The following is a 24,023-nucleotide window of genomic DNA, read 5'->3' on the forward strand; positions in this document are numbered from 1 at the left end:
GACGATCAGCCGCCGAACTGGTCGTACGCGCGCTTGGCCGCGGCCTGGGCGTCGGTGAGGGCCTGCTCCGGCGACTTCTGCCCGAGCAGCACGGCGCTGAGCGCGTTGCGCAGCTCGCTCTGGATCGCCTGGCCCGCAGGCGAGGAGCCCTGCGACTTCGCGGCGCCGACCACCTCGTAGTAGGTCGCGATGGTCTCGTCGAAGCCCTTGTTGCCGCTCGACTTCACGAACTTCTCGCGCAGCGTCTTGTCCACGCTCGGCGAGCCCGTGAAGAGGCCCGTGTTGATCGAGCCCGGCTTGCCGGCCAGCGTGGCGGCCCGCGCCTCGGCCGCCGCCGTCCAGTTCGCCTCGTTGGTCAGGTCGACCACGTAGGCGCAGGCGGCGTTCATGTTCTTCGCCCCGGCCGGGATCACGAAGGAGGTGCCGCCGGAGACCGACAGCGGCTGCCCGGTCTGGTCCTTGAAGGGCGTCGCCGAGATGTCGACGTCCTTGGTGTACGGGCTCAGCACGTTCACGTACCACTGCGCGTCGATCTGCGCGCCGACCTGGTCCTTCACGAACTGGTTGTTCTTGCCGAAGGTGTCGAAGGCGTCCCCGAAGCTCTTCGCCTTGGCGTAGCCGCCCTGCGCGTCGTAGAGCTGCTTGAGGTACGCGATGGCGCGCGCGTTGTTCGGGTTGTCGAGCGTCGGCACGCCGGCGTCGTCCATGACCTGGCCCCCGAAGCCGAGCACCCACGCCGAGATCTGGCCCTCGGCGACCGGGTCGAAGCCGAGCCGGGTCGGGTTGCCGCCCTCGGTGACGGTGAGCTTCTTGGCCGTCGCCAGGAGCGCGTCGGTCTTCGAGGTGTCGAAGTCGGCGGCGGTCAGCCCGGCCTGGTCCAGCACGCGCTGGTTGAGCATGATCGCCGAGGGCTGGAAGAACTGCGGCGCGGCCCAGACCTTGTCCTTGTAGGTCACGTCCTTGACGACCGCCGGGTACCAGTACGACGACGGGTCGACGCCGTAGAGGCTGAAGCAGGAGTCGAGCGGGACGATCAGGTCCTGCGCCGCGTACGTGGCGACGTACTGACGGTCCATCTGCACGACGTCGGGCAGGGTCTTGCTCGCCGCGCGCGTCGTGAACTTCTGCGAGTCGAAGCCGGTCTCGTCGAGGTTGATCTTGACGTCGCCGATCTGCTGCTGGGCGCTGGCGAGGCGCGCCTTGCCGACGTCGTCGGCGTTGTTGAAGCCCCACACGCTCAGCTCGCCGCTCACGTCCTTGGTGAACTGGGCGTCCTCGGCCGACCCCGCGTCGTCGCTGCCGCCGCCGCACGCGGCGAGCGGCAGGGCGCCGAGGGTGAGCGCGAGCGCCGCCAGCAGCGTGCGCCGGCGGGCGTTGGTCTTGCCTGGTCGAGACGTCATCGTCTGCTCCCGTCGATGGTGGTCACCGTCCCAGCATCGTGGCAGGCCGCCGTGCCCGCCCGCGACGCGCCGTCGCGTCGAGCACCGGGAGGTAGCGGCTCAGCCGGGCAGCAGGCCGAGCCGGTGCAGCGTCTCCTGCACCCCGGCTGCCGAGGTCCACAGGTACGCGTCCCAGCCGGCCCGGAGCGCGGCGTCGACGTTCACCTGGCGGTCGTCGAAGAAGACGACGCGCTCGCCGGGCACGCCGAGGGCCGAGGTGACGGCGGCGTAGATCGCGGCGTCGGGCTTGGCGAGACCGAGCTCGGCGGAGAAGAACCAGTCGTCGACCCAGCGTCCCCAGTCGGCGGCACGGGACGCCCGGGCCATGGGGTGCGGGGCGTTGGACAGGATCGCGACCCGGACGCCGGCGTCGTGCAGCGCGGCCAGGGTGGCGCGGGCGTCGGGCCTGATGGTCGACCAGACCCGTGCGTCGGTCTCGGCCAGCGCGCGGCGCACGGTCTCGTCCTCCGGGTCGTCCGCCCGCCCGGCCGCGGCGAGCACCGCGCGCCAGTAGGTGTCGGCGTCGTTCCCGCGGTCGTGCGCGTCACGGTGCGCCCAGTAGGCCGTCGCCAGCGTCGGCTCGTCGAGCCCGGCCCGCTCGGCCAGGTCGGCGAGCAGCCGGCCGGGGGAGGCGAGGACCTCGCCGAGGTCGAAGACGACGACGCGCGCGTGCTCCCTCGCCACGGTGGGCGGGGTGGCCGCGCTCAGACGACCGGGGGCTCGCCCGGGCCGCGCAGGTCGCGGCGCTCGACCACGGTCGTGTGGCTGGAGCGCTGACGCTGCGACTGCAGGACCAGGGTCAGGATGATGGCGAGGACGCCGCCGGCCATGCAGATGTAGCCGATGGCGGTCAGGTCGACGCCGCTGAAGCTGTCCTTCACGCCGAAGGCCAGGATGCCGCCGACGACCAGCAGCGCGATGCCCGTTCCGAGTCCCATGTGCCGGACGCTATCAGCGGCGACCGGCGCGCGGGCCCGTTCCGTCGAGGACCCCCGGTCGTGTCCCGGGGTCGAGCTCGTGCACGCCGTCGGTGCGTGCCGCGCGGGGTCGGCCGCGCGCCGCGAAGTCGCGGGCGCGGTGGCTCGAGAGCGCCAGGAGCAGCAGCACGGCGGTCGCGGTCGCGGGCAGCCCGAGCAGGCCGGAGCGGGTCGTGGCGCCGGTGCGCGAGCCGAAGGCGAGGAGCGTGGTCAGCACCGCCGAGCCCATCAGCCAGACGCGTGCCCAGTTGCGCCCGGCCAGGGTCGCGAGCCCGAGCGCCAGCTCGACCAGGCCGAGCAGGGCGAGGAGGAGGGCGACCAGCACGGACACGACCTCCTGCGCCAGCACCTCGAGCAGGTCGGGGTCCTGCGCGGTCAGCCGCAGCAGCGTCTGCGGGGCCACGAAGACGGCGACGGCGGCCAGCGCGAAGAGCACGCTCCGCGCGAGCGCGACCACGCCGCCGAACACGGTCTGGCTGGGCCGGCGGTCCCGGCTGTCCGTCGGCCCGGCGGCCGCGGCCTCCGGAGGGTCGGGCGACTCGCCGACCTCGACGACGGGGAGGTCGCCGTCGGTCTCGATGCGGTCGCCGCCGCCGTTGCGGGCGTGGAAGCCCGAGGAGAAGTGCCGGATCACCTCGACGTGGACGCCCGGGACGGCCGTGGTGAGACCCGCGACGACGAAGTCGCGCTCCACGTCGGTGTCGGCGGCGATCTTGTGGGTGACCTGGAGCGTGAACAGCGACAGCCCGACGCTGCGGTCGTACGTGCCGGCCGCGAGCCAGTCGACGGCGACGCCGCCGGGGAGGAACCAGCCCTCGGGGCAGCGCCAGAAGCGGACGTGGTGCCGCTTGGACGGGCTGCCCTCGACCTGCTGCTGGTAGGCGAAGTCCTGCTGGCGGTCGAACAGGTGCAGCGGGCTGACCGGTGCGGCGGTGTAGCTGCACCGGCGCAACGTCGTCGAGACGATGTGGAGCCCGGTGCGCAGCGACAGCTCGTCGGCCCGCGTCCAGCCCGCCGCCGTCATCGCCGCGTGCACCTCGGCCTCGCTGCCGCGCAGCGCCAGGTTGACCGGGTCGCCGAGGAGGCCGTCGCTGGTGCGCGTACGCCCGATGAAGTAGCCGGGGACGTAGATGAAGGTCAGGATCCGGTGGATGCGGGGGAGCGTGAGGTAGGTGACCACGAGCCAGAAGGGCAGGAGCAGCAGCAGCGGCCACCCGGGTCGGATCCCGAGGCGCAGGAGCAGGTAGGCCAGCCACACGGCGGCGACCCCGGCGAAGGCGAAGAACACCCCGTCGAGGCGGCGCAGCACCCGCGCCGGCAGCCGGTGGTGGACCGGTGCTGCCGCGTCATGGAGGGCGGCCACGCTCATCCAGGGATCGTAAGGTCGCCCCGGCGCGCCGCAGGACGACGGTGACCACGCTCGCGTGGTTTCCGGACCTCCGAGGTCGGCGACCGTAGGCTCTCCCTGGCCCGTCCGTCGTGCGACGCAGGGGCGGGCGAGCAGGAAGCAGGTCTCCACGTGGTGCTGGCGGTGGTCACGGCGCTGGCCGCGGCGTTCTCCTTCGCCCTCGGCTCGGCGCTGCAGCAGCGGGTCGCCGGGGACAGCAACCCCGACGAGGAGAGCCACAGCAGCTTCTTCGCCCGGCTCGCGCGGCGCCCCTCCTGGCTGGTCGGGCTGCTGCTGAGCGCGGTCGCGTTCACGCTGCACGCCTTCGCCCTCAGCCGGGGCGACCTCGCGCTGGTGCAGCCGGTCATCGTCAGCGGCATCGTCTTCGCCGTCGTCATCCGCTCCGCGCTGGAGCACCGCCTCCCCGACCGCTCCACGCTGTTCTGGCTGATCGTGACCTGGGCGGGGCTGGCGCTCTTCCTCGCCGTCCGGCCCGGGACCGCCGACTCCCCGCCGAAGAACGGCCTCGGCGCCGCCCTCGTCGGTGTCGGGGTCGGTCTGGTGCTCCTGGCGATGGCCGCCGCGCGCCGCATCCAGGCGACACAGCTGCGCGGTGCGCTCCTGGCCGGCGCCTCCGGCGTGCTCTTCGGCCTGGTCGCGGGGCTGGTCAAGCTCGTGCTCGCGCGGTTCGGCGAGGGGCTGACCGCCGCGATCCTCTCCTGGCCCCTGTGGGCGCTCGTGGTCACCGGGCTCTGGGCGGTCCTGCTCAACCAGCGGGCCTACCAGGCCACGCGGCTCTCGGTCACGACCCCGGTCCTGAACGTCGCCGAGGTGGCGGTCGCGATCACCTTCGGGCTGCTGGTGCTGGGCGAGAACCCCGGTCAGAGCCCGCCCGTCGTCATCGGTGAGCTCGTCGGCCTCGCGCTGGTCATCGTCGGGGTGTTCAAGCTGGCCCTGCGCGAGGAGTCCGCCACCTCGGAGCCGGCGCCGGCCGTCGAGGCGCAGGCGCGCTGAGCGGGCCGGGCGGGTCGCAACGAACGTGTAAAGGCTCGCTGCCCGGACGCCCGCCTGGTGGGTTCGGGTGAATTCGCGTGGAACACTGATCCGCGCCGCCGGGGCGGCAGGAGATCCTTCGGTGCCCGGCGCTCGCCCGACCACAGTTCCTGGCGACCTCGCTCGCGATCGGAGTACGCATGTCCTACGTCCCCACCCGACGACGTCTGCTCGCCCTCGGCGGCGGCGTCGCCGCCTCCGCGCTCCTCCTGGCCGCCTGCGGAGGTGGCGGGAGCAGCAGCGCCGGCAGCTCCGGCGGGACCGGTGGCTCCGCCAGCGGCTCCATCGTCGTCGGCACCACCGACAAGATCACCTCGCTCGACCCGGCCGGCTCGTACGACAACGGCTCCTTCGCGGTGATGAACCAGGTCTACCCGTTCCTGCTGAACACCCCGTACGGCAGCCCGGACGTCCAGCCCGACATCGCCACGTCGGCCGAGTTCACCTCGCCGACGGAGTACACGGTCAAGCTCAAGCCGGGCCTGAAGTGGGCCAACGGCCACGACCTCACCTCCTCGGACGTGAAGTTCACCTTCGACCGCGACGTCAAGATCGCCGACCCGAACGGGCCGTCCTCGCTCCTGTCGAACCTCGACAGCGTCAGCACGCCGGACGCGACCACCGTGGTCTTCAAGCTCAAGGCCGCCAACGACCAGACCTTCGCGCAGGTCCTCTCCTCGCCCGCCGGCCCGATCGTCGACGAGGAGGTCTTCTCGCCCGACGCGGTGACCCCGGACAAGACGATCGTCGACGGCAAGGCCTTCGCCGGGCAGTACACGATCGCCAGCTACGACGTGAACAACCTCATCCAGTACAAGGCGTACGAGGGCTACCAGGGCCTGCTCGGTCCGGCCAAGACCGGCACGGTCAACGTCAAGTACTACGCCGACGCCTCGAACATGAAGCTCGAGGTCAGCAACAACTCGATCGACGTCGCCTTCCGCAGCCTCTCGGCGAACGACATCGCCGACCTGCGCACCAACGACAAGGTCAAGGTCGTCGACGGGCCCGGCGGCGAGATCCGCTACATGGTCTTCAACTTCGACACCATGCCGTACGGCGCGAAGACCTCCGACGCGGACAACGCCAAGTCGCTGGCCGTGCGCCAGGCGGTCGCCGACCTCGTGGACCGCAGCGCGCTGTCCGACCAGGTCTACAAGGGCACCTACACGCCGCTCTTCTCGCAGGTCCCCAAGGGCCTGACCGGCGCCAACGAGGCGTACAAGGAGCTCTACGGCGACGGCAACGGCGCCCCGAGCGTCGACAAGGCCAAGCAGGCGCTCTCCGACGCCGGCGTGAGCACCCCGGTCGACCTCAAGCTGCAGTACAACACCGACCACTACGGCCCGGGCTCGACCGACGAGTACGGCCTGATCAAGACCCAGCTCGAGTCCTCGGGGCTGTTCAAGGTCGACCTGCAGTCCACCGAGTACGTGCAGTACTCCAAGGACCGCGTCAAGGACGCCTACCCCGTCTACCAGCTCGGCTGGTTCCCGGACTACTCCGACGCCGACAACTACCTGACGCCGTTCTTCTCCAAGAACAACTTCGTGGCCAACCACTACGACAGCGCGCCGGTGCAGAAGCTGATCGGGGAGCAGCTCGTCGAGACCGACAAGACCAAGCGGGCTGACCTCATCGGTCAGATCCAGACCGCCGAGGCGAAGGACATCTCGACGCTGCCGCTGCTGCAGGGCTCGCAGGTCGCGGTCGTCGGCTCGAACGTGAGCGGCGCGGACCAGACGCTCGACGCGTCGTTCAAGTTCCGCTACGCGGCGCTGTCGAAGAGCTGACCTTGACCGTCCTCGACACGGGGGACGCGGGAGTCGCGACCGCCGCCTCCACGGGGAAGACCCGTGGGGGCGGCGGTCTCGGCCGCTACCTCGTGATCCGCTTCCTGCTGATCATCCCGACCGTCTTCATCCTGGTCACCCTGGTGTTCCTGCTGATGCGCACGACCGGTGACCCGATCACGGCCGCGCAGGGCGGCCGGCTGCCACCCGAGCAGCTCGCGGAACGGATCCACGCCGCCGGCTACGACCGGCCCCTGCTCGTGCAGTACGGCGACTACCTGAGCCACCTGCTGCGCGGCGACTTCGGCACGACGCTGAGCGACAACCGGCCGGTCACGCAGGTGCTCGTCACCTACGGCACGGCGACGCTGGAGCTCGCGGTCTACGCGCTGGTCGTGGCGTTCATCGTGGGCATCCCGCTGGGCATGCTCGCGGCGTACCTGCGCGACCGCTTCGGCGACGCGGTGCTGCGGGTGTTCGCGATCCTCTGCTACGCCACCCCCGTCTTCTTCGCGGGCCTGCTGCTCAAGCTGGTCTTCGCGATCGAGCTCGGCGTGCTGCCGGTCTCGGGCCGGGCCAGCACCGGCACCGAGCTGGACCTGCAGCTGCTCGAGGGCAAGACCGGCATCTACCTGGTCGACGCCATCCGGCTGGGCGACCCCGCCGCCGTGGTCGACGTCCTGCAGCACGCCGTCCTCCCCGCCGTGGCGCTCGGCCTGCTGACCGCCGGCATCTTCCTGCGCCTGGTGCGTACCAACGTCATCGGGACGCTCGGCACCGAGTACGTCGACGCCGCCCGCTCCCGCGGGGTGAGCGAGTACCGCCTCGTCCGCAAGCACGCGTACCGGCCGGCGCTCATCCCGATCATCACGGTGATCGGCCTCCAGATCGCCCTGCTCCTGGGCGGTGCGGTGCTCACCGAGACCACCTTCGAGTGGAAGGGCCTCGGCTTCCAGCTCGCGCAGTACCTCACCGCCCGCGACTTCGTCGCCGTCCAGGGCATCGTCGCCCTGCTCGCGGTGATCGTCGCGGTCACCAACTTCGTGGTCGACGTCCTCGCGGCGCTCATCGACCCGCGGGTGCGCTACTGATGGCCACGTCCACCGCCCCCGGACCCCGGGCGGCCTCCGTGCCCACCGTGCGCCGTCGCCGCACCTGGCGCGACCTGCCCGTCGCGCACCAGCTGCGCCAGAGCGTGGGCGTCCAGCGCGGCATGCTCGTCGTGGGCCTCGTCCTGACCGGCGTCTTCGTCCTCGTCGCCCTGCTGGCGCCGCTCGTCGCGCCCTACCGGTGGGCGCAGCGCGAGGCCGACGGTCGCGCCTTCGACACGCTGCATCCGCCCGGCGGCGACCACCTGCTCGGGACCACGCAGGGCGGCTACGACGTCTTGTCCCGCGTGCTGTGGGGGGCGCAGACCGCGCTGCAGACCATGGTCATCGCCGTGGTGCTGTCGATCTTCGTCGGTGTCGCGCTCGGCCTCGTCTCCGGCTACGTCGGCGGCTGGCTCGACCGGGTGCTGGTCGTCGTCGCCGACGCGATCTACGCCTTCCCGACGCTGCTGCTGGCGATCGTGGCCTCGATCGCCATCTCGGGCGGTCAGTCGAGCAAGTGGGGCGGCATCTTCGCCGCGGCGGTCTCGATCACCGTGGTCTTCATCCCGCAGTACCTGCGGGTGATCCGGGCCGAGACCGTCCGCATCAAGGCCGAGGCGTACGTGGAGTCCGCCAAGGTCGTCGGCGCCTCGACCGGGCGCATCATGTTCCGCCACGTGCTGCGCAACGCGACCCGCACGCTGCCGCTGATCTTCACCCTCAACTGCAGCGAGGCGCTCCTGACGCTGGCGGGCCTCGGCTTCCTGGGCTTCGGCATCGAGCCCAACTCCGGCGCGGAGTGGGGCTACGACCTCAACCGCGCGGTCGGCGACGTCACCAGCGGCGTCTGGTGGACCGGGCTCTTCCCGGGCCTGGCCATCGTGCTCGCCGTGCTCGGCGTGACGCTCGTCGGCGAGAGCCTCAACGACCTCGCCGACCCGCGCCTGCGGGGCCGGCGCAGCGTCACCGCCGCGAGCGGGACGGTGGCGGCCACCTCGGTCGTCCCCGGCGGCACGCTGGACTCGGCGGCGGGGCTCGAGGCACCGGACGACGACGCCGACGGAGGGCGGGACCGATGACCGAGCGCACGACCGACCGGCAGGGGCGCACCGGCCCCGTCGTCGACATCCGCGACCTCCAGGTCAGCTTCGCCAGCGACGCGGGCTCGGTGAAGGCCGTCGACGGCGTGAGCCTGCAGGTGGCGCCGGGCGAGGTGCTCGCGGTCGTGGGCGAGTCCGGCAGCGGCAAGACCGTGACGGCCAAGAGCATCCTCGGCCTGCTGCCCGCGAGCGCCACCGCGTCGGGGGTGGTGCTGCTGGCCGCCAAGGACGGCGGCGACGCAACCGACGTCGTGGCGGTCCCGCGCTCACGCCTGCGCGAGCTGCGCGGCTCCGACGTCGCGATGGTCTTCCAGGAGCCGTCCACGGCGCTCAACCCGGTCTACACCGTCGGCTGGCAGATCGCCGAGGGCCTGCGCGCCCACACCTCGATCAGCCGGCGCGACGCGCGGGCCAAGGCGATCGAGGTCCTGGGCCGGGTCGGCATCCCCGACCCCGAGGAGCGCGTCGACTACTACCCCCACCAGTTCTCCGGCGGGCAGAAGCAGCGCGTGGTCATCGCGATGGCGCTCGTGCTCGACCCCGGCCTGATCGTCGCCGACGAGCCGACGACGGCGCTCGACGTCACCGTGCAGGCCGAGATCCTCGACCTGCTGCGGCGCTGCCGCGACGACTTCGGCACCTCGATCCTGCTGATCACGCACAACCTCGGCGTGGTCGCGGACCTGTCGGACCGCGTCGCGGTGATGTACGCGGGCGAGGTCGTCGAGCAGGCCAGCACCGCCGAGCTCTTCGCCCACCCGCAGCAGGACTACACCAAGAAGCTGCTGGCGGCCGTGCCGTACGTGGGTCAGGGCCGGGCGAAGACCGCAGCCCGCGCCGCCGCCCGGGAGGCCGCCCAGGCCGGCGGGACCGAGCCGGCGACGGTGGTCGAGGCCGACGGGCTGCGCATCACCTACCCGGGCCGGCTCGGCCGGGCGGGCTTCACCGCCGTCGACGGCGTCTCGTTCCGGCTGCGGTCGGGCGAGGTGCTCGGCCTGGTGGGGGAGAGCGGCTCGGGCAAGACCACCATCGGGCGGGCGATCGCGGGTCTCACCAAGGTGACCGGCGGGTCGCTGACGGTGCTCGGCCAGGAGATGCGCGGGGTCAAGGAGCGCACGTTCCGTCCGCACCGGCGCGACATCGGGTTCGTCTTCCAGGACCCGGCCTCGAGCTTCAACCCGCTGCTCACGATCGCCGACTGCGTGGCGGAGCCGCTGGTCGTGCACGGGCGCGCCGACGACCCGCGCGCCGCCCGCCAGCGGGTGGACGAGCTGCTCGAGGCGGTGCAGCTGCCGCGGGCCTACGGCGACCGCTACCCCCACGAGCTCAGCGGCGGCCAGCGGCAGCGGGCCAGCCTGGCCCGCGCGCTCGCGCTGGACCCCACGCTGCTCATCGCCGACGAGCCGACCTCGGCGCTGGACGTGAGCGTGCAGGCGCGGGTCCTGGAGCTCTTCGCCGAGCTGCAGGCCGAGCTGGGCTTCGCCTGCCTCTTCATCAGCCACGACCTCGCGGTGGTCGACCTGCTCGCCGACCGGATCGCCGTGCTCTACCGCGGTCGGCTGGTCGAGGAGGGGACGGGCGAGCAGGTCCTGGAGGCGCCGGAGCACCCGTACACGCAGCGCCTGCTGGCCTCGCTGCCCGTGCCCGACCCGGTCGCGCAGAGCGCGCGCCGCGCCGAGCTCGCGCGCATCCAGGCCGTGGCGGCCGACCGGCGCTGACCTCCGGCGGACCCGGCGCCGGCGGCGGTCGGGACCGGCTGGGATGATCGGCCGGTGGTGACCTCGCGACCTGGTGACGGCGGCCTCGCGCCGCGCACCTTCGGTCGCGGGCCGAGCCTGCTCGACCCCATCGCGCCGGACTGGGTGGTGCGGATCCTCGCGCCCAAGAAGGCGCCGGTGCCGTGGGGCGACATGGTGCGCTCGATGCTCACCGTCCCGGTCGTGCTCGGCGCCGGGCTGCTGCTCGGCCAGCCCGGGCTCGCCGTGTTCGCCGGCATGGGCGGCCTCGTGGGGGCGTTCGGCGACAACGGCGGTCCGTTCCGGGCGCGGTTCCGCCGCATCCTGCTCGGCGGCGGCGCAGGTCTGGTGGGTCTGCTGGCCGGGCGCTGGGTGGAGGCGGGCCCGCTCGCCGTGCTGGCGTTCGCGGTGCTGGGCGTCGTGTCGGCGCTGCTGAGCTCGGTCAGCTCCAACCTCTCCTTCGCCGCCCTGCAGCTGCTCGTGTACGCCGCGGTCGCGGCCGCGCTCCCGGCCGGGGTCGGCGTGCACGTCATCGCCTTCGCGTACGCCCTCGGCCTGGGCTGGGCCGTGGCGCTGTCCTTCATCCAGACCCGGCTCGAGCCGCCGGTCAACCAGCCCCGCGCCGCGGAGGTCGCGGTGCTGCACGGGCTCGCCGAGGAGCTGCGCCGACCCGACGGCCAGGCCGACGCCCGGACCGTGCACGACCGGAGGGCCACGCTGACGCGCCAGCTGTCCGCCGCGTACGACGACGTGGTCACCGCGCGCTCGACCTCGGCCGGCCGGCGCGACGACCTGCGCCGGCTCGCGTCGGCGCTCACCGCGTCCTTCTCGCTGGTGACGGCCGTCTTCGACCTCCGGCTGCGCTCGGCCGCGAGCCACCCGGAGCTGGCCGAGCTCGTCGACCGCCTCGCCACGCTGGTCGGTCAGCGCCGCGACCGGCAGGTGCGCGCCGCGCTCGACGCCCTCGAGGACGAGGTCGGGCGGGCCAGCGTCGACGAGGTCGACGCCCGCCCGGTCCTGACGACGCTCACCCAGGTGGTCCGCACGGTCGAGGGGCGCGCCGACTCGACCACGGGCAGCGACCGTCCGTCACTGGCGAGCTTCGCGCCCGGGCGCAAGGCCTGGACGTTCGCGGCCCGGCTCGGCGTGACCATGGCGGTCGCCGAGACGGTGCGCCTGCTGGTGCCGCTCGAGAAGCCGTACTGGATCGTCCTCACGGCCGCGCTGGTGCTCAAGCCCGACCTCGGGTCGGTCTTCGCCCGCGGGGTCCAGCGGACGCTGGGCACGCTCGTCGGGGTCGTCATCGGGGTGGCCATCGTCGCCGTCGTGCCGCACGGGGTGTGGCTGCTGCTGCCGATCGCGGCCTGCGCCTTCGCGTTCCCCTACGGGCGCAGCCTCAACTACGGGCTGCTGTCGACCTTCGTCACGCCGCTGGTGCTGCTGCTCATCGACTTCGGCACCCGCGTCGACGGCCGGGTGGCGCTCGACCGGCTCCTCGACACCGTGATCGGGGCCGGCGTCGTGCTGGTCGTGGGCTACCTGTGCTGGCCGGGGACGTGGCGACCGCGCCTCGGCGAGCACGTGGCGGCCGGGGTGGAGGCGCTGGCCGGCTACGCCCGCGTCGCGTTCGGCTCCGACCGCAGCCTCGTCGGCCCCGCCCGCCGGCGCGCGTACGCGGCCATGTCCGACGTGCGCGCGGAGCTGCAGAGCACGCTGGCCGAGCCGCCGCCCCTGTCGCGGCAGGCGGCCGCCTGGTGGCCGATGATCGCGCAGCTGGAGAAGACGACCGACGACCTCAGCGAAGCCGCCGCCCGGGCGAGGCACCCGGCGGCCCGACCCCCGGGAGACGACGTGGCACAGCTGGTGGCGGGCTTCGACGACCTGGCCGCGTCCCTGCGCGGGCACCGCGACCCGCGGGACCTGCCCGACCCGGCCTCGGCGCTGCTGGACGACCTGGCCGGCGACCTGCGCGGTGCCCGCGGGATCGCCCGGGGGCCGCGTCATGACTGAGCCGGCGCTCGGCGCCCGAACGGCGCTGGAGCTGGCGGACTGGCGACGGCGGGTGGCGTCGCTCTACGCCGCCGTCCGGGCCGAGGCCGACCCGCGGACGGCGCACGAGCTGTGGCGCCGGGGCCGGGACACGCTGTTCGCCGAGCACCCGCAGAGCGCGCTGCGGGCCGACGACCCGCTGCGGAGCACCGGGCTGCCGCTGTGGCCCTACGACCCGGCGTACCGCTTCGAGCTGCCGGTCCTCGCGCCGCCGGACCCGGACCGGGTCCTCGAGCTGCCGAGCGGGGAGACCGGCATCACCACGCTGCGTCCGGTCGGGGTGGTCGAGCTGCCCGACCCCGTCGGGGCCACGGTCACCGTCTGGTGGCTGGAGCAGTACGCCGGGGGCCTGTTCCTGCCCCTGCGCGACGGCACGGCCGGCGTCGAGAGCTACGGCGGCGGTCGCTACCTGCTCGACACCGCCAAGGGCGCCGACCTCGGTGCTGCGCCGGGGCGGGAGGGCGACCGGCTGGTGGTCGACCTCAACTTCCTCTACCACCCGTCCTGCCGCTACGACGACGCCTGGCTCTGCCCGCTCGCCCCGCCCGACAACACGGTGCCGGCGCGGGTCGAGGCGGGGGAGCGGATGCGCTGAGCCCGGGCCGTCCGTGCGGGACGGCTCCCCCGACGGGGCGTCCTCGGCACGGTCGGTCCGGGCTCAGCTGGTCTGCGGCTCGGCCGGGTCGGCTCAGCTGTTCTGGGCCTCCCAGGTGAAGCCGATGGCGGCGGTGCCGCCCTGGGTGTCGTTCGTGGTCTCGGTGCGGACGCTGTAGGTCAGCTGGTAGGTGCGGGTCTCGGGGTTGGCGACCGTGCCGGCGCCGGTGGTGTTCCAGGTGCCGAGGCCGTTGGAGAAGTTCGTGGCGGCGGAGGAGAAGCCGGCGAGCGTGCCGTTGTAGACCGTCGAGCCCGAGGTGGCCGGGGTGTAGCCGGTGCAGCTGCCGAACGAGCCGCCGGTGCCCTGGGTGATGGTCAGGTTGATGTCGCTGGCGAGGGCCTTGGTGGTGGCCGCGCCGGTGCCGTAGAGCTTGACCGCCGAGGGCAGCGAGCCGGTGGAGGACACCACGATGCAGCGGCTGCCGGTGGAGCCGGGCTTGAGGTTGGAGGCCGTGAAGGCGGCGGTGTTGTTGTCGTCGTCGCTGAGGGCGACGGTGCCGGTGGCCCAGTTGCTCGTCGGGTTGGCGGTGGTGGCGGAGTAGGCCGAGTAGGAGGACTGGGCCACGACGAGGCCGGAGGCGGCGAGGGCGACCGGGACGGCGACGAGGCTGACGATCGTGGCGACCCTGCGCGACGGGCGGCGGGCGGCGGTGGCGGAGGTGGTGTTCATGGCGGGGGTCTCCTGACGAGGTCTTGGTGTCCTTCGAGCCAGCCCCCGCTTGCTCCCCGGCCTCTCTGGGCTGGTGAGAAGAACTCTGCCCAGCCGACCTCCATGCGCCCTCAGCCCGACTGACATCGTTTCCTCAAGAGCGTCAAAAGATTGAAGGCTCAATCTTCGATGCTCAAGGAACCCTCAAGCCGGGACCGGCCGACCCTCTGGACGAGGTCGACGGGCGGGCCGCCCGGACCGGACGGCTCAGCCGGCGGAGGCGTACAGCGCGCTGACCTGCGCGGCGGTGAGCGCCGCGGGGAAGAGCGCCGCGTCGTCGAGCGTGCCGGCGAAGAAGCGGCTGCTCGGGGTGCTCGTCCAGTTGTCGATGTTGTCGTAGGCGATCCGCAGGTACCCGTTGGTGACGCCCTCGCCGGCGGTCGTGCTCGTGTCCGAGGCGATCAGCGCACCGTCCAGGTAGAGGCGCATGCCCGCGCTCGACAGGGTGGCCACGGCGAGGTGCCAGCTGCTGTCGTTGTAGGCCTTGGGAGTCACGAGCGTCTTGACCGCGCCGGTGTAGACGCCGAACACCACCTGGCCGCTGTTGGTCATGTAGAGGTGGCGGTCGTAGATCCCCGAGGCGCCGGTCTGCTGGTTGCCGAAGCCGATGAGCTTGCCGCCCGTGGTGGTCGTCGTGCGGAACCAGATGGCGAGGCTGAACGTGTTCGGGAGCGCGCCCGTGATCTGCGGCGAGCTGAGGTAGCCCGACGAGCCGTCGAACGTCATCGCGCGGCCCGTGTCCTGGGCGCAGGGCTTGGCCGTGGTGGTCGTCTTGCCCGCCGAGCCGTACACCCCGGTCCGGTTGTTGCCCGAGCCGTCGGTCGCGGAGGTCGTCGTCGACGACGTCTCGTCCATGCGGTACCAGATCGACGGGCCGAGGCCGGCCACCGCGCTCGCGCAGGTGGCGTAGCCCGAGAGCCCCAGGGAGACCGTGCTCGTGGTCGTGGCGACGAACTTGGCGTCCGCCGTCGTGGCGAGCGCCGTCACCAGCAGCCCCGCGCCCAGGGCCACGCCGAGCCGGCGGAGACCGGCGTGCGCGCCGGACCACGCCGTCGACGTCGACGCGGGCGTCTGCGCCTCGTCGTCCGAGGCGGGTGGTGTCGACCCGGCGCCCGGGTCGTCGGGCTCGTCGTCGTCGCCGAAGCCCCGGTCGCGGCCGCTCGTGGCGACGGCGAGGGTGAGGACCAGGCCCGCGCCGACCAGGCCCAGCGGGAGCCAGCGGCCCTCGCGCAACCAGGTGATCGGCAGGGCGATCCACGGGACGCGCAACGTGCCGATGCCGACGACGGCGCTCAGCGGGACCGGGCTGGAGTCGTCGGCGTTGTTGGCGTCACCACGCGTGACGAGCAGTCCGTCGTCGTCGACGCGGACGAAGCGGTGCATGCGCAGCCGGTCGGGGTGGTCGGGGTCGTGGAAGAGCAGCACGCTCGACAGCGGCGGCACGTGGTCGCCGAGCGGACGGGAGACCGCGACGTCCCCGACGTGCAGCCGCGGCATCATCGAGCCGCTGCTCACCGTCGTGGGGTGCCAGCCGATCGCCGCGGGCAGCGCGCCCCATGCGGCGAGACCGAGCAGCCCGACCAGGAGCGAGCGCGCGAGGGTCACGGCGGCGAGGTGCCACCAGGTCCACAGCCGGGGTGGCTGTCCGCTCGTCGGCGCGGTCAACTGTTCTGCGCCTCCCAGGTGAGGCCGAAGGACGACGTGCCGCCCTGGGCGCTGTCCGGGGTCGTGGAGCTGACCGTGTACGCGAACTGGAAGGTCCGGGTCTCCGAGCCGTTGCCGGTCGGGGCCCAGCTGCCCAGCCCGTTGGCGTACGTCGTGGCCGCGCTGGTGAAGCCGGCCAGCGTGCCCGAGTAGAGCGACGATCCGGAGGAGAGCGCGGTGAAGCCGGAGCAGGAGCTGTACGACCCGCCGGTGCCCTGGGTGACGGTCCAGCTGACGTAGCTCGACAGGCTGCGGGTGGTGGCCGCGTCGGTCGTGTAGAGCTTGACCGCCGACGGCAGCGAACCGCTCGACGTCACGGCGATGCAGCGCGAGCCCGAGGAGCCGGGCTTGAGGTTGCTGAGGGAGAGCAGCGCGGAGCCCGAGTCGTCGTCGCTCAGCACGACCGTCCCCGCGGCGAGCGTGCTGCCGGTGTTGCTGACCTTGGCGCTGAAGCCCGAGTACGACGCCTGGCCGACGACCGCGCAGGTGGCGAGGGCGGCCAGCGGCCAGACCAGCCAGTGGCTCAGACGTACGGCGCGGCGGGACGGGGACTTCACGCGGGCTCCAGACGGTGACGTGCGGTGTGGGGCGCCGCCCCCGCGGCACCTCCGAGGGTAGCGGAAACCGCGGACCGACCGCGGCAGCCGACGGGCGGACGAGGCCGTCCGGGCGGGTGGCTCCGTGTCCGGGGCACACTCGGAGGGGTGACGTCCTCCTCCGCGAGACCCACCCGGCGCACCGTCCTGATCGGGGCGGTCGGCGCGGCCGCCGGCCTGGCGGGCTGCGGCGCCCCCGCCGGCGACGCAGCCTCGAGCACGCCCAGCGCGCCGACGCCGGAGTCGACGCCGAGCGCCACGACGGGCAGCCCCGCCCCGACCCGTACGCCCTCACCGATGCCTTCACCTACGCCCTCGGCCACGCCGGAGCCGGCGCCGACGGGCAGGCCCGACCCCGAGGTGGACGCGACGGTCGCCGACGACCTCGACGTGCCCTGGGGCCTCGCCTTCTTCGCCAACGGCGACGCGCTCGTCTCCGAGCGCGACACCGCCCGGTTGCTGCGGGTGACGCCGAAGGGCAGGGTCACCCGGCTCGGCGAGGTGCGCGGGGTGCAGCCGGCGACCGGCATCGGGGAGGGCGGCCTGCTCGGCGTCGCCCTCGCGCCCGGCGACGAGGACACGGTGTTCGCCTACCTGACGTCGGGCTCCGACAACCGCGTCGTGCGGCTGAGCATCGCGCGCGGGAAGGTCGGCCGGCCCCGGGCGGTCCTGACCGGGATCCCGACGAGCGTGCACCACCACGGCGGGCGGCTGCTCTTCGCCCCCGACGGGTCGCTGTTCGTGAGCACGGGTGACGCGGAGGACTCCGCGCTGGCGCAGCAGCGCGGCTCGTTGGCCGGCAAGATCCTCCGGATCCGTCCGGACGGGCGCGCGGCGTCGGGCAACCCGTACGGCAACCGCACCTGGACCTACGGCCACCGCAACGTCGAGGGGCTCGCCTTCGACGCCGACGGGCGGCTGTGGGCGACCGAGTTCGGTGACAAGCGGGCCGACGAGCTGAACCGCGTGGTCAAGGGCCGCAACTACGGCTGGCCGCGCGTCGAGGGCCGCAGCGGCGACGACCGCTACACCGACCCGGCGGCCACCTGGTCACCCACGAGCAGCTGCTCCCCGGCCGGCCTGGCCATCACCCGCTCGACCGCCTTCGTCGGCGCGTTGCAGGGGCGCTGCCTCTTCTCCGTCGCGCTCGACGGGACGCGGGCGTCGAAGCCGCGCCGGCACTTCGCCGACGACCACGGCCGGATCCGCAACGTCGTCGCTGCGCCGGATGGTTCGCTGTGGATGACCACGAGCAACACCGACGGCCGCCGCACGCCCGGCAAGGACGACGACAAGATCCTGCGCGTCACGCTGTGACCCACCTCCCCGAGCACCGCGAGCGGTAGGTTGCGGCGCCTTTTCCGCCGCCGGAGCCGCCGCAACCTACCGTTCGGCGGAGCGGGCGAGGCCGCCGTCAGCGTGTGGGAGCGGAGCTCAGCCCGCGACGACGACCGCGCCGAGCAGGAGGCGGCGCGCGAGGCCGTCGCCGAGGTCGCCGGCGGTGGCCCGGCCCTCGTCCAGCAGCGCCTTGACCGGGGCGACGTCGTCCTCGTCGAGCGCGACCTCGCCGGCCCGGCTGCGCAGCACGCTGCGACCGCCGGCCTGGTCGAGGGTCGCGGCGAGGTGGTCCCGCAGGTGCAGGGCGGTGCCGTCGGCGAGGGCGTCCAGCGTGCCGAGCTGGGCCAGCGGACCCACGGGGGCCGGGCGCCGCGAGTCGCGGTCCGCGCGGCGCAGGGCGGCCGCCACGGTGTCGAGGTCGGCGGTGCGGACGGCCTCCAGCAGGGCGGCACGCACCTGCTCGACATCGTCGGCCAGGGTGTCCGCCCGCGTCGGGTCGGTGCCCAGCGCGAGGGACCCGCGTACGGCGGCGTCCCCAGCCAGCCTCGCGAGCGCCTGGGTGGTCAGCTGCTCGGCGAGGGCGTAGCGGGTCCAGGTGTGCACGCCGAGGGTGAGGTGCGTGCTGACGCCGCCCAGCGCGGTGGCGGCGTGCAGGAAGCCGCGCGGCAGGTAGAGGCAGTCGCCGGGCTCGAGGACGGCCTTGATCAGCGGGGGCTCGGCGGCCGCGCGCTGCACGGCGGTCCGCCGGTCGGTCCACGGCTGGTCGCGCAGCGGCGCGTCCCAGACGGGGGCGTGGATGCGCCACTCCTTGGTGCCCGAGACCTGCAGCACGAAGACGTCGTGCACGTCGTAGTGGTCGTCGAAGCCCTGGTTCTGCGGCGGGGTGACGTACGCGTTGGCCTGCACGGGGTGGCCCAGCTCGGCGGCCAGGGCGCCCACGAAGTGGATGATCGGCGGCCACACGCGGTGCAGGGCCTGCAGGACCATCGTCGCGCCGTCGCCGAAGAGGCCGACGAGCTTGCTGTCGCTCACCTGGTCGGCGATGCCGGCGCCCACCCCGCCCGGTGCGGTGAAGGCCCGGTCCCCGAGGGTCTGCCCGCTCTTGGCCACCCGCAGGAACGGGGTACGCAGCCCGCGCTCGGAGACGAGCTCGTCCACGGTCGGCTCGTCGAGCAGGTCGGTGAAGGTCCCGCCCAGGTCGGCGGCCCGGCTCAGCAGGGCCCGGCGACCCCAGTACTCGTCGGCGAACGTCGCGCGGTCGACGGCGACGAGCCGGTCCAGGGCGGAGGTGGGTCTGTCGGGCACGGGGTCCTCGCGTGGGTGGTGCGGTGCGTGGGGAGATGACGACGGTGCCCGGCCCGAGGGCCGGGCACCGTCGTGGTGCTGCTCAGGCGCCGCCGTCGGCTCCGCCGTCCTGGACGCCCGGGGTGCCCTCGGCGCCGCCGTCGGCCGGACCCTCGGCGCCGCCGTCGGCACCGCCGTCCTGGACGCCCGGGGTGCCCTCGGCGCCGCCGTCAGCGGGACCCTCGGCGCCGCCGTCGGCACCGCCGTCCTGGACGCCCGGGGTGCCCTCGGCGCCGCCGTCGGCGGGCCCTTCGAGGCTGCTGTCGCTCATGACTCCTCCTGGTGCTCGTGCGGCTCCGCCCGCTCGCGCTGCGGGCCGCGCTCCTGCGCCTGTCGGCGCCTGGCTCAATGCAACCACCCGCCTCCGGACGTCCTCGGGGGAGGGTCGCGTGCACCCTCGGGCGGGTCCTGCGGCCGCCGTCCCGGGCTTCAGCGGGGTGCGAGGAGGACCTCCCTCGGCGCTGGGGCGGGCGGTGTCTGGACGTCCGGGGGAGCACGTGGCGTCGTGGAGCCTCGCAGAGCGGGCTGTCGCGGCGTTCGAGGGAGGGAGGAAGACGCCGTCCGGGGCCCCGGAGCGGGCGCGAGGAGGAAGGAACTGTCGGTGCCCGCAACTAGCATCGCGGGCGTGCAGGGGGACGAGGTGCTGGCCGACGCGGAGGCCGCGTTGGCGGGCCTCCTGGCCGCCCCCGACGAGCAGCCGCTCGACCCTTCCGACGACCTGTCCGACGACCCCTCCGACGACCCGGAGCCGGTCCGACCCGACGCGACCTCGCGCGGGCCGGTCGGCGCGCTGAGCGACGCGGCGATCAGCGCGCTCGTGGGGTCCGAGGCCTTCGCCCGGGCGCTCGTCCTCGTGCGGTCGGGCCACGTGAGCCACGTCGAGGTCGACGACGCCGCGCGGACGGTCTCGGGCCGCGTTCGCGGGACGCACCGCGACGACTACGAGGTGACGGCCTACCTCGCCACCTCGCCGGCGGGCACGACGACCGTGCACCGCAGCCGCTGCACCTGCCCGGTCGCCCTCGACTGCAAGCACGCCGCGGCGGTGCTGGTCGTCGCCCGCCACCAGCAGGGCCCCGGTCCGCGGGTCGAGCGGCCGGAGTGGGAGCGCGTCCTGGGCCCGCTGGTCACTGCACCGCCACCCACGCCGGCCGTGGAGGTCGCCCCGCTCGGGCTCGAGCTGGGCGTGGAACGCATCCCGGCCCACCGCGGCTACGCGGGCCGGCTCGACCTGCGCGCCCGCCCGGTCCGCCGCGGGCGCGGCGGTGGCTGGGTCCGGTCGGGGATCTCGTGGGAGGACCTGGACTTCGTCGCCCGCTCCTACGTGCCCGCGCACCGCGAGCTGCTCCTGCAGCTGCGGGCCGCGGCCGGCTCGAGCGCGCGGCAGGCCCTGCCGCGCAACGCGTGGCTGTCGCTCCAGGCGGTGAGCAGCGCCTTCTGGTCGCTGCTCGACCAGGCGGGCGAGGCCGGCCTGGAGGTCGTGGTCGAGGAGCCGCTGCAGGGCCTCGACGTGCGCGACGGCGCCGACGTGAGCCTCGACCTGCGCCGGGTCGAGCAGGTGGGGCTGCTGGTCGGGCCGCGGGTGCGTCTCGGCGGCTCCGGGGTCGAGCTGACGTCGGTCGGGGTGCTGGGCGAGCCGGCCCACGGCGTCTTCTCCCTCGGTGCGGACTCGCGCGTCGTGCTGGCCCGGCTCGACCGGCTGCTGCCCCGCGAGCTGCGGTCCCTGGTCGTCGGCGCGCGACCCCTGCTGGTCCCGCGCAGCGACGAGCGGCGCTTCGTGGACGAGTTCGTGCCGGGGCTGCGGCGCCACGCCGCGGTGACGTCGAGGGACGCCAGCGTGGCCCTGCCCGTGGACGTGGCGCCGCGGCTGTCCCTGACGGTGACCCCGCGCGAGGAGCACCGGGTCCGGCTCGACTGGTCCTACCGCTACGTCGCTCCCGGCACGGACGTCTCCTACGACCTCGACGACGACGCCCCCGGGCTGGTCCGCGACGGCGCGCGCGAGCGTGCCCTGCTCGAGGGCCTGCCGCTGCCGTACGCAGTCACGCCCGTGCTGCAGGAGCCGGGCTCGGAGCCGGCGACGCCCGCCGCGCACGCGCTGCTCGACGGCCTCGACGCGGCGTTGCTGGTCGAGCGCACCCTGCCCGAGCTCGAGGCGGCCGGGGTCGAGGTGCTGGTCGTCGGCGACCTGCCCGGCTACCACGAGGCCGTCGACGAGCCGGCGATCGCGGTCAGCGCCACCGAGCGCGCGGACACGCCCGACTGGTTCGACCTCCACGTGGAGGTGAGCGTCGAGGGGGAGCAGGTGCCCTTCGACCAGCTGTTCGTCGCCCTCAGCCAGGGCGAGGAGCACCTCGTGCTGGACAGCGGGGTGTGGTTCAGCCTGCGGCGCCCGGGCCTCGACCGTCTGCGCGACCTCATCGAGGAGTCGCGCGCGCTCGACGACCGCGAGAGCGCGGAGCTGAGCCTCAACCGCTACCAGGTCTCGCTCTGGGAGGACCTGGTCGAGCTCGGGGTCGTGGCCACCCAGGCCTCGCGCTGGAACCGCTCGGTCCGCGGCCTCCTGGACAGCGAACCCCTCCCGACGCCCGAGCTCCCGTCCACCCTGCAGGCGACGCTGCGGCCCTACCAGCGCGAGGGCTACGCCTGGTTGCACACGCTCTGGTCGCACGGCCTCGGCGGGATCCTGGCCGACGACATGGGGCTCGGCAAGACGCTGCAGACCCTTGCGCTCGTCGCGCGGGCGCGGCAGGAGCAGGCCGAGGACCCCTCGTACGGCGGGGACGCGCCGGCGCCGCCCTTCCTCGTGGTCGCGCCGACCAGCGTCGTGCCGGGCTGGGTGAGCGAGGCCGCCCGCTTCGTGCCCTCCCTGCGGGTGGTCAGCCTGGCCTCCCGCGCCCGCCGGCGCGCCCCGCTGGCCGAGGTCGTGGCCGGCGCCGACCTGGTCGTCACCTCCTACGCGCTGCTGCGCCAGGGAGCGGACGAGATCGCTGCGCTCCCGTGGTCGGGGCTGGTGCTCGACGAGGCGCAGTTCGTCAAGAACCACCGCTCGATGACCTACCAGGCGGCGCGACGCGTCGACGCCCGCTTCACGCTGGCCATCACCGGCACGCCGCTGGAGAACAGCCTGATGGACCTGTGGTCGTTGCTCTCGGTGACGGCGCCGGGGCTCTTCCCCTCGCCGCAGCGCTTCTCCCAGTTCTACCGGCGCGCGATCGAGCGTGACCGCGACGTCGAGCGGCTGCACCAGCTGCGTCGCCGGGTCCGGCCCTTCCTGCTGCGGCGGACCAAGCAGGCCGTCGCCGCCGACCTGCCGCCCAAGCAGGAGCAGGTCGTGGAGGTCGAGCTGGGCCCGCGCCACATGCGCGTCTACCAGACCCACCTGCAGCGCGAGCGCCAGAAGGTGCTCGGGCTGCTCGACGACCTCGACCGCAACCGCTTCACCGTGCTGCGCTCGCTCACGCTGCTGCGACGGCTGAGCCTCGACCCGGCGCTCGTCGACGAGGCGCACGCCGACATCCCGGCGGCCAAGGTCGAGATGCTGCTCGAGGACCTCGCCGAGCTCGTGGCCGAGGGCCACTCGGCCCTGGTGTTCAGCCAGTTCACGAGCTTCCTCGGGCGCATCCGCGACCGCCTCGACCAGGCGGGCCTCCCGCACGCCTACCTCGACGGATCGACGACGCGCCGCGAGGAGGTCGTCGAGCGCTTCCGCTCGGGCGAGGCGCCGGTGTTCCTGATCAGCCTCAAGGCGGGCGGCTTCGGCCTCAACCTCACCGAGGCCGACTACTGCTTCGTCCTCGACCCCTGGTGGAACCCGGCGACGGAGGCGCAGGCCGTGGACCGGGCGCACCGCATCGGCCAGACCCGCAGCGTGATGGTCTACCGGATGGTGGCCAAGGACACCATCGAGGAGAAGGTGATGGCGCTCAAGGCCCGCAAGGCCGAGCTCTTCGGCTCGGTCTTCGAGGCCGACGGCCTCGGCGGCGGCGAGCTGGGGGCCGACGACATCCGCGACCTGCTGGCCGCCTGAGGACGCCTGCGGGGCTGCTCCTCGCCCGGGCGTCGACGTACGCGTGTGCTCCCCGTCCGGACCCCGCCGTCAGCGTCTAGGTCAACCTGCGCGAACACGCACCCTCCTTGAGCCAATGCTGAGGATCGCTTAGGACGAGGCGTCGGTGCAGTTGAGGCTTCAGCGACAGGATCGTCGTCAGCCGGGCGTGCGGGAGGCCCGGTGAGGACAGGCTCAGCCGGACGCCGGAGCCGGGCACCAGGTGCCCGGCCGAGATGGCGGCGGAGCGAGGTCGTCGCCTCGGGGGAGGTCCGACCGTGTCTGGGGTCGTCGGTGGCGCCGCGAGGTGCGCCGTTGGCTTGGGGGTCAGCACGGCTGGACCGGACAGGGACGTCCGGCTCGGTCACCAGGGGGGATCGACGGGCTCGGGGGTGGACGATGACGTACGACGTCGTCCGGAGGTCGGCGGACCAGCAACAGGCGCCGTGGGGGGCTGCGACGTCAAGGGGGATGCAGGGGCGTTCGGGAGAGCGCAGGGGCCGACGGGCACCGGTTCGACGAGGGGGAGGACCGGCGCCGATGGACGGGCAGGGCGTAGGGGACGCCGTGACCGTTCCGCGGGGGACCTGGGCAGGACCGGACGGTGCCGGACGTGGGCCGGTCCCGGGAGATCGACGTACGGGACCGGCCCACGCCGGCGCATCAGGAGGACCGATGGGCGAGCACGACGCCATGATGGCGCGGTTCGTCCACGACTACCTCGAGCTGCTCGACCACCGGGTCTCCTCGATCCGGCACCACCTCGACCAGCGCAACTTCATGACCGCCCACGTCGCTCTGCTCAGCCTCGAGTCGACCAGCGTGATGGTCGGGGCCGAGGAGCTCGCCTCGGCCGCCGGACGTCTGCGCGAGGCCGTCGAGGAGGGTGAGCGCGACGAGGTCGACGACCTGATGGCCGACGTGGCCGGCGAGGCGGAGCGGACCCGGGAGCAGCTCGGCGAGGGCGGCACCGCGCCCCGCGCGGACCAGCCGGAGCCGTAGCGG

19 protein-coding genes are annotated in these 24,023 nt (G+C 73.7%); 10 read left to right on the forward strand and 9 right to left on the reverse strand.

Annotated elements, in window-relative coordinates:
* Positions 1-5 precede the first annotated feature (5 nt).
* The 4 genes from BLU42_RS03570 to BLU42_RS03585 form a co-directional block, all read right to left on the reverse strand.
* Positions 6-1,400 (reverse strand): ABC transporter substrate-binding protein, encoded by a 1,395-nt coding sequence (locus BLU42_RS03570; protein WP_197680604.1) that lies wholly within the window; start codon positions 1,398-1,400, stop codon positions 6-8.
* Between the two features lie 99 nt (positions 1,401-1,499).
* Entirely contained in the window at positions 1,500-2,123 is a 624-nt protein-coding gene (locus BLU42_RS03575; protein WP_157719753.1) for an HAD-IA family hydrolase, read from the reverse strand.
* A gap of 20 nt (positions 2,124-2,143) precedes the next feature.
* Positions 2,144-2,377 carry a DUF6458 family protein gene (locus BLU42_RS03580; protein WP_091073287.1) on the reverse strand — a complete coding sequence of 78 codons (234 nt, stop codon included), beginning with the start codon at positions 2,375-2,377 and terminating at the stop codon, positions 2,144-2,146.
* Positions 2,378-2,390: 13 nt separating this feature from the next.
* Positions 2,391-3,785, reverse strand: a complete 1,395-nt coding sequence (locus BLU42_RS03585) for an LssY C-terminal domain-containing protein (protein ID WP_091073288.1) — start codon at positions 3,783-3,785, stop codon at positions 2,391-2,393.
* A gap of 150 nt (positions 3,786-3,935) precedes the next feature.
* Between BLU42_RS03585 and BLU42_RS03590 the strand changes: the two genes are divergently transcribed.
* The 7 genes from BLU42_RS03590 (at position 3,936) to BLU42_RS03620 (ending at position 13,220) form a co-directional block, all read left to right on the forward strand.
* Positions 3,936-4,817, forward strand: a complete 882-nt coding sequence (locus BLU42_RS03590; protein ID WP_091073289.1) for a DMT family transporter — start codon at positions 3,936-3,938, stop codon at positions 4,815-4,817.
* Positions 4,818-4,996: 179 nt separating this feature from the next.
* Positions 4,997-6,649: an ABC transporter substrate-binding protein gene (locus BLU42_RS03595; RefSeq protein ID WP_091073290.1), complete on the forward strand. Its 1,653-nt coding sequence runs from the start codon at positions 4,997-4,999 to the stop codon at positions 6,647-6,649.
* A gap of 2 nt (positions 6,650-6,651) precedes the next feature.
* The gene (locus BLU42_RS03600; protein ID WP_091073291.1) at positions 6,652-7,740 is read left to right on the forward strand and encodes an ABC transporter permease; all 1,089 of its coding nucleotides are present in this window, start codon (positions 6,652-6,654) and stop codon (positions 7,738-7,740) included.
* Positions 7,740-8,819: an ABC transporter permease gene (locus BLU42_RS03605; protein ID WP_091073292.1), complete on the forward strand. Its 1,080-nt coding sequence runs from the start codon at positions 7,740-7,742 to the stop codon at positions 8,817-8,819. The genes BLU42_RS03600 and BLU42_RS03605 overlap by 1 nt, the downstream gene beginning before the upstream one ends.
* Positions 8,816-10,558 (forward strand): ABC transporter ATP-binding protein, encoded by a 1,743-nt coding sequence (locus tag BLU42_RS03610; protein WP_091073293.1) that lies wholly within the window; start codon positions 8,816-8,818, stop codon positions 10,556-10,558. The genes BLU42_RS03605 and BLU42_RS03610 overlap by 4 nt, the downstream gene beginning before the upstream one ends.
* Positions 10,559-10,612: 54 nt before the next feature.
* On the forward strand, positions 10,613-12,586 hold the full coding sequence (locus BLU42_RS03615) for an FUSC family protein (protein ID WP_091073294.1): 1,974 nt from the start codon (positions 10,613-10,615) through the stop codon (positions 12,584-12,586).
* Entirely contained in the window at positions 12,579-13,220 is a 642-nt protein-coding gene (locus tag BLU42_RS03620) for a DUF1684 domain-containing protein (protein ID WP_091073295.1), read from the forward strand. The genes BLU42_RS03615 and BLU42_RS03620 overlap by 8 nt, the downstream gene beginning before the upstream one ends.
* Positions 13,221-13,313: 93 nt before the next feature.
* Here the strand turns inward: BLU42_RS03620 and BLU42_RS03625 are convergent, their stop codons facing one another.
* The 3 genes from BLU42_RS03625 to BLU42_RS03635 all read right to left on the reverse strand — a co-directional run bounded on the left by BLU42_RS03625 (position 13,314) and on the right by BLU42_RS03635 (position 16,249).
* A complete protein-coding gene (locus BLU42_RS03625) occupies positions 13,314-13,949 on the reverse strand; it encodes a hypothetical protein (protein WP_091073296.1) in 636 nt (211 codons plus the stop codon).
* A gap of 246 nt (positions 13,950-14,195) precedes the next feature.
* Positions 14,196-15,653, reverse strand: a complete 1,458-nt coding sequence (locus tag BLU42_RS03630) for a LamG-like jellyroll fold domain-containing protein (protein ID WP_157719754.1) — start codon at positions 15,651-15,653, stop codon at positions 14,196-14,198.
* The gene (locus BLU42_RS03635; RefSeq protein ID WP_091073298.1) at positions 15,650-16,249 is read right to left on the reverse strand and encodes a M73 family metallopeptidase; all 600 of its coding nucleotides are present in this window, start codon (positions 16,247-16,249) and stop codon (positions 15,650-15,652) included. The genes BLU42_RS03630 and BLU42_RS03635 overlap by 4 nt, the downstream gene beginning before the upstream one ends.
* A 147-nt stretch (positions 16,250-16,396) precedes the next feature.
* On the opposite strand from BLU42_RS03635, the gene BLU42_RS03640 reads away from it, so the two are divergent.
* Positions 16,397-17,605, forward strand: coding sequence for a PQQ-dependent sugar dehydrogenase (locus tag BLU42_RS03640; protein WP_231918420.1), 1,209 nt, complete (start codon positions 16,397-16,399; stop codon positions 17,603-17,605).
* A 117-nt stretch (positions 17,606-17,722) separates the two neighbouring features.
* Here the strand turns inward: BLU42_RS03640 and BLU42_RS03645 are convergent, their stop codons facing one another.
* Both BLU42_RS03645 and BLU42_RS03650 read right to left on the reverse strand, forming a co-directional pair.
* Entirely contained in the window at positions 17,723-18,931 is a 1,209-nt protein-coding gene (locus tag BLU42_RS03645; RefSeq protein ID WP_091073299.1) for a cupin domain-containing protein, read from the reverse strand.
* An 82-nt stretch (positions 18,932-19,013) separates the two neighbouring features.
* Positions 19,014-19,241, reverse strand: coding sequence for a BatC protein (locus BLU42_RS03650; protein ID WP_091073300.1), 228 nt, complete (start codon positions 19,239-19,241; stop codon positions 19,014-19,016).
* Between the two features lie 330 nt (positions 19,242-19,571).
* Here BLU42_RS03650 and BLU42_RS03655 point away from each other — a divergent pair, with 330 nt between their 5' ends.
* Both BLU42_RS03655 and BLU42_RS03660 read left to right on the forward strand, forming a co-directional pair.
* The gene (locus BLU42_RS03655) at positions 19,572-23,000 is read left to right on the forward strand and encodes a DEAD/DEAH box helicase (protein WP_231918421.1); all 3,429 of its coding nucleotides are present in this window, start codon (positions 19,572-19,574) and stop codon (positions 22,998-23,000) included.
* 693 nt (positions 23,001-23,693) lie between these two features.
* The gene (locus BLU42_RS03660) at positions 23,694-24,020 is read left to right on the forward strand and encodes a hypothetical protein (RefSeq protein WP_091073301.1); all 327 of its coding nucleotides are present in this window, start codon (positions 23,694-23,696) and stop codon (positions 24,018-24,020) included.
* The last annotated feature ends 3 nt before the right edge of the window (positions 24,021-24,023 follow it).

It is taken from the genome of Microlunatus sagamiharensis (assembly GCF_900105785.1).
GTDB lineage: Bacteria > Actinomycetota > Actinomycetes > Propionibacteriales > Propionibacteriaceae > Microlunatus > Microlunatus sagamiharensis.

What these genes read in the sequence shown, in the direction of transcription:
- BLU42_RS03570 (WP_197680604.1), bottom strand. Translation starts at nt 1,400, where the DNA reads ATGACGTCTCGACCAGGCAAGACCAACGCCCGCCGGCGCACGCTGCTG.
- BLU42_RS03580 (WP_091073287.1), bottom strand. Translation starts at nt 2,377, where the DNA reads ATGGGACTCGGAACGGGCATCGCGCTGCTGGTCGTCGGCGGCATCCTG.
- BLU42_RS03585 (WP_091073288.1), bottom strand. Translation starts at nt 3,785, where the DNA reads ATGAGCGTGGCCGCCCTCCATGACGCGGCAGCACCGGTCCACCACCGG.
- BLU42_RS03595 (WP_091073290.1), top strand. Translation starts at nt 4,997, where the DNA reads ATGTCCTACGTCCCCACCCGACGACGTCTGCTCGCCCTCGGCGGCGGC.
- BLU42_RS03605 (WP_091073292.1), top strand. Translation starts at nt 7,740, where the DNA reads ATGGCCACGTCCACCGCCCCCGGACCCCGGGCGGCCTCCGTGCCCACC.
- BLU42_RS03610 (WP_091073293.1), top strand. Translation starts at nt 8,816, where the DNA reads ATGACCGAGCGCACGACCGACCGGCAGGGGCGCACCGGCCCCGTCGTC.
- BLU42_RS03620 (WP_091073295.1), top strand. Translation starts at nt 12,579, where the DNA reads ATGACTGAGCCGGCGCTCGGCGCCCGAACGGCGCTGGAGCTGGCGGAC.
- BLU42_RS03625 (WP_091073296.1), bottom strand. Translation starts at nt 13,949, where the DNA reads ATGAACACCACCTCCGCCACCGCCGCCCGCCGCCCGTCGCGCAGGGTC.
- BLU42_RS03650 (WP_091073300.1), bottom strand. Translation starts at nt 19,241, where the DNA reads ATGAGCGACAGCAGCCTCGAAGGGCCCGCCGACGGCGGCGCCGAGGGC.
- BLU42_RS03660 (WP_091073301.1), top strand. Translation starts at nt 23,694, where the DNA reads ATGGGCGAGCACGACGCCATGATGGCGCGGTTCGTCCACGACTACCTC.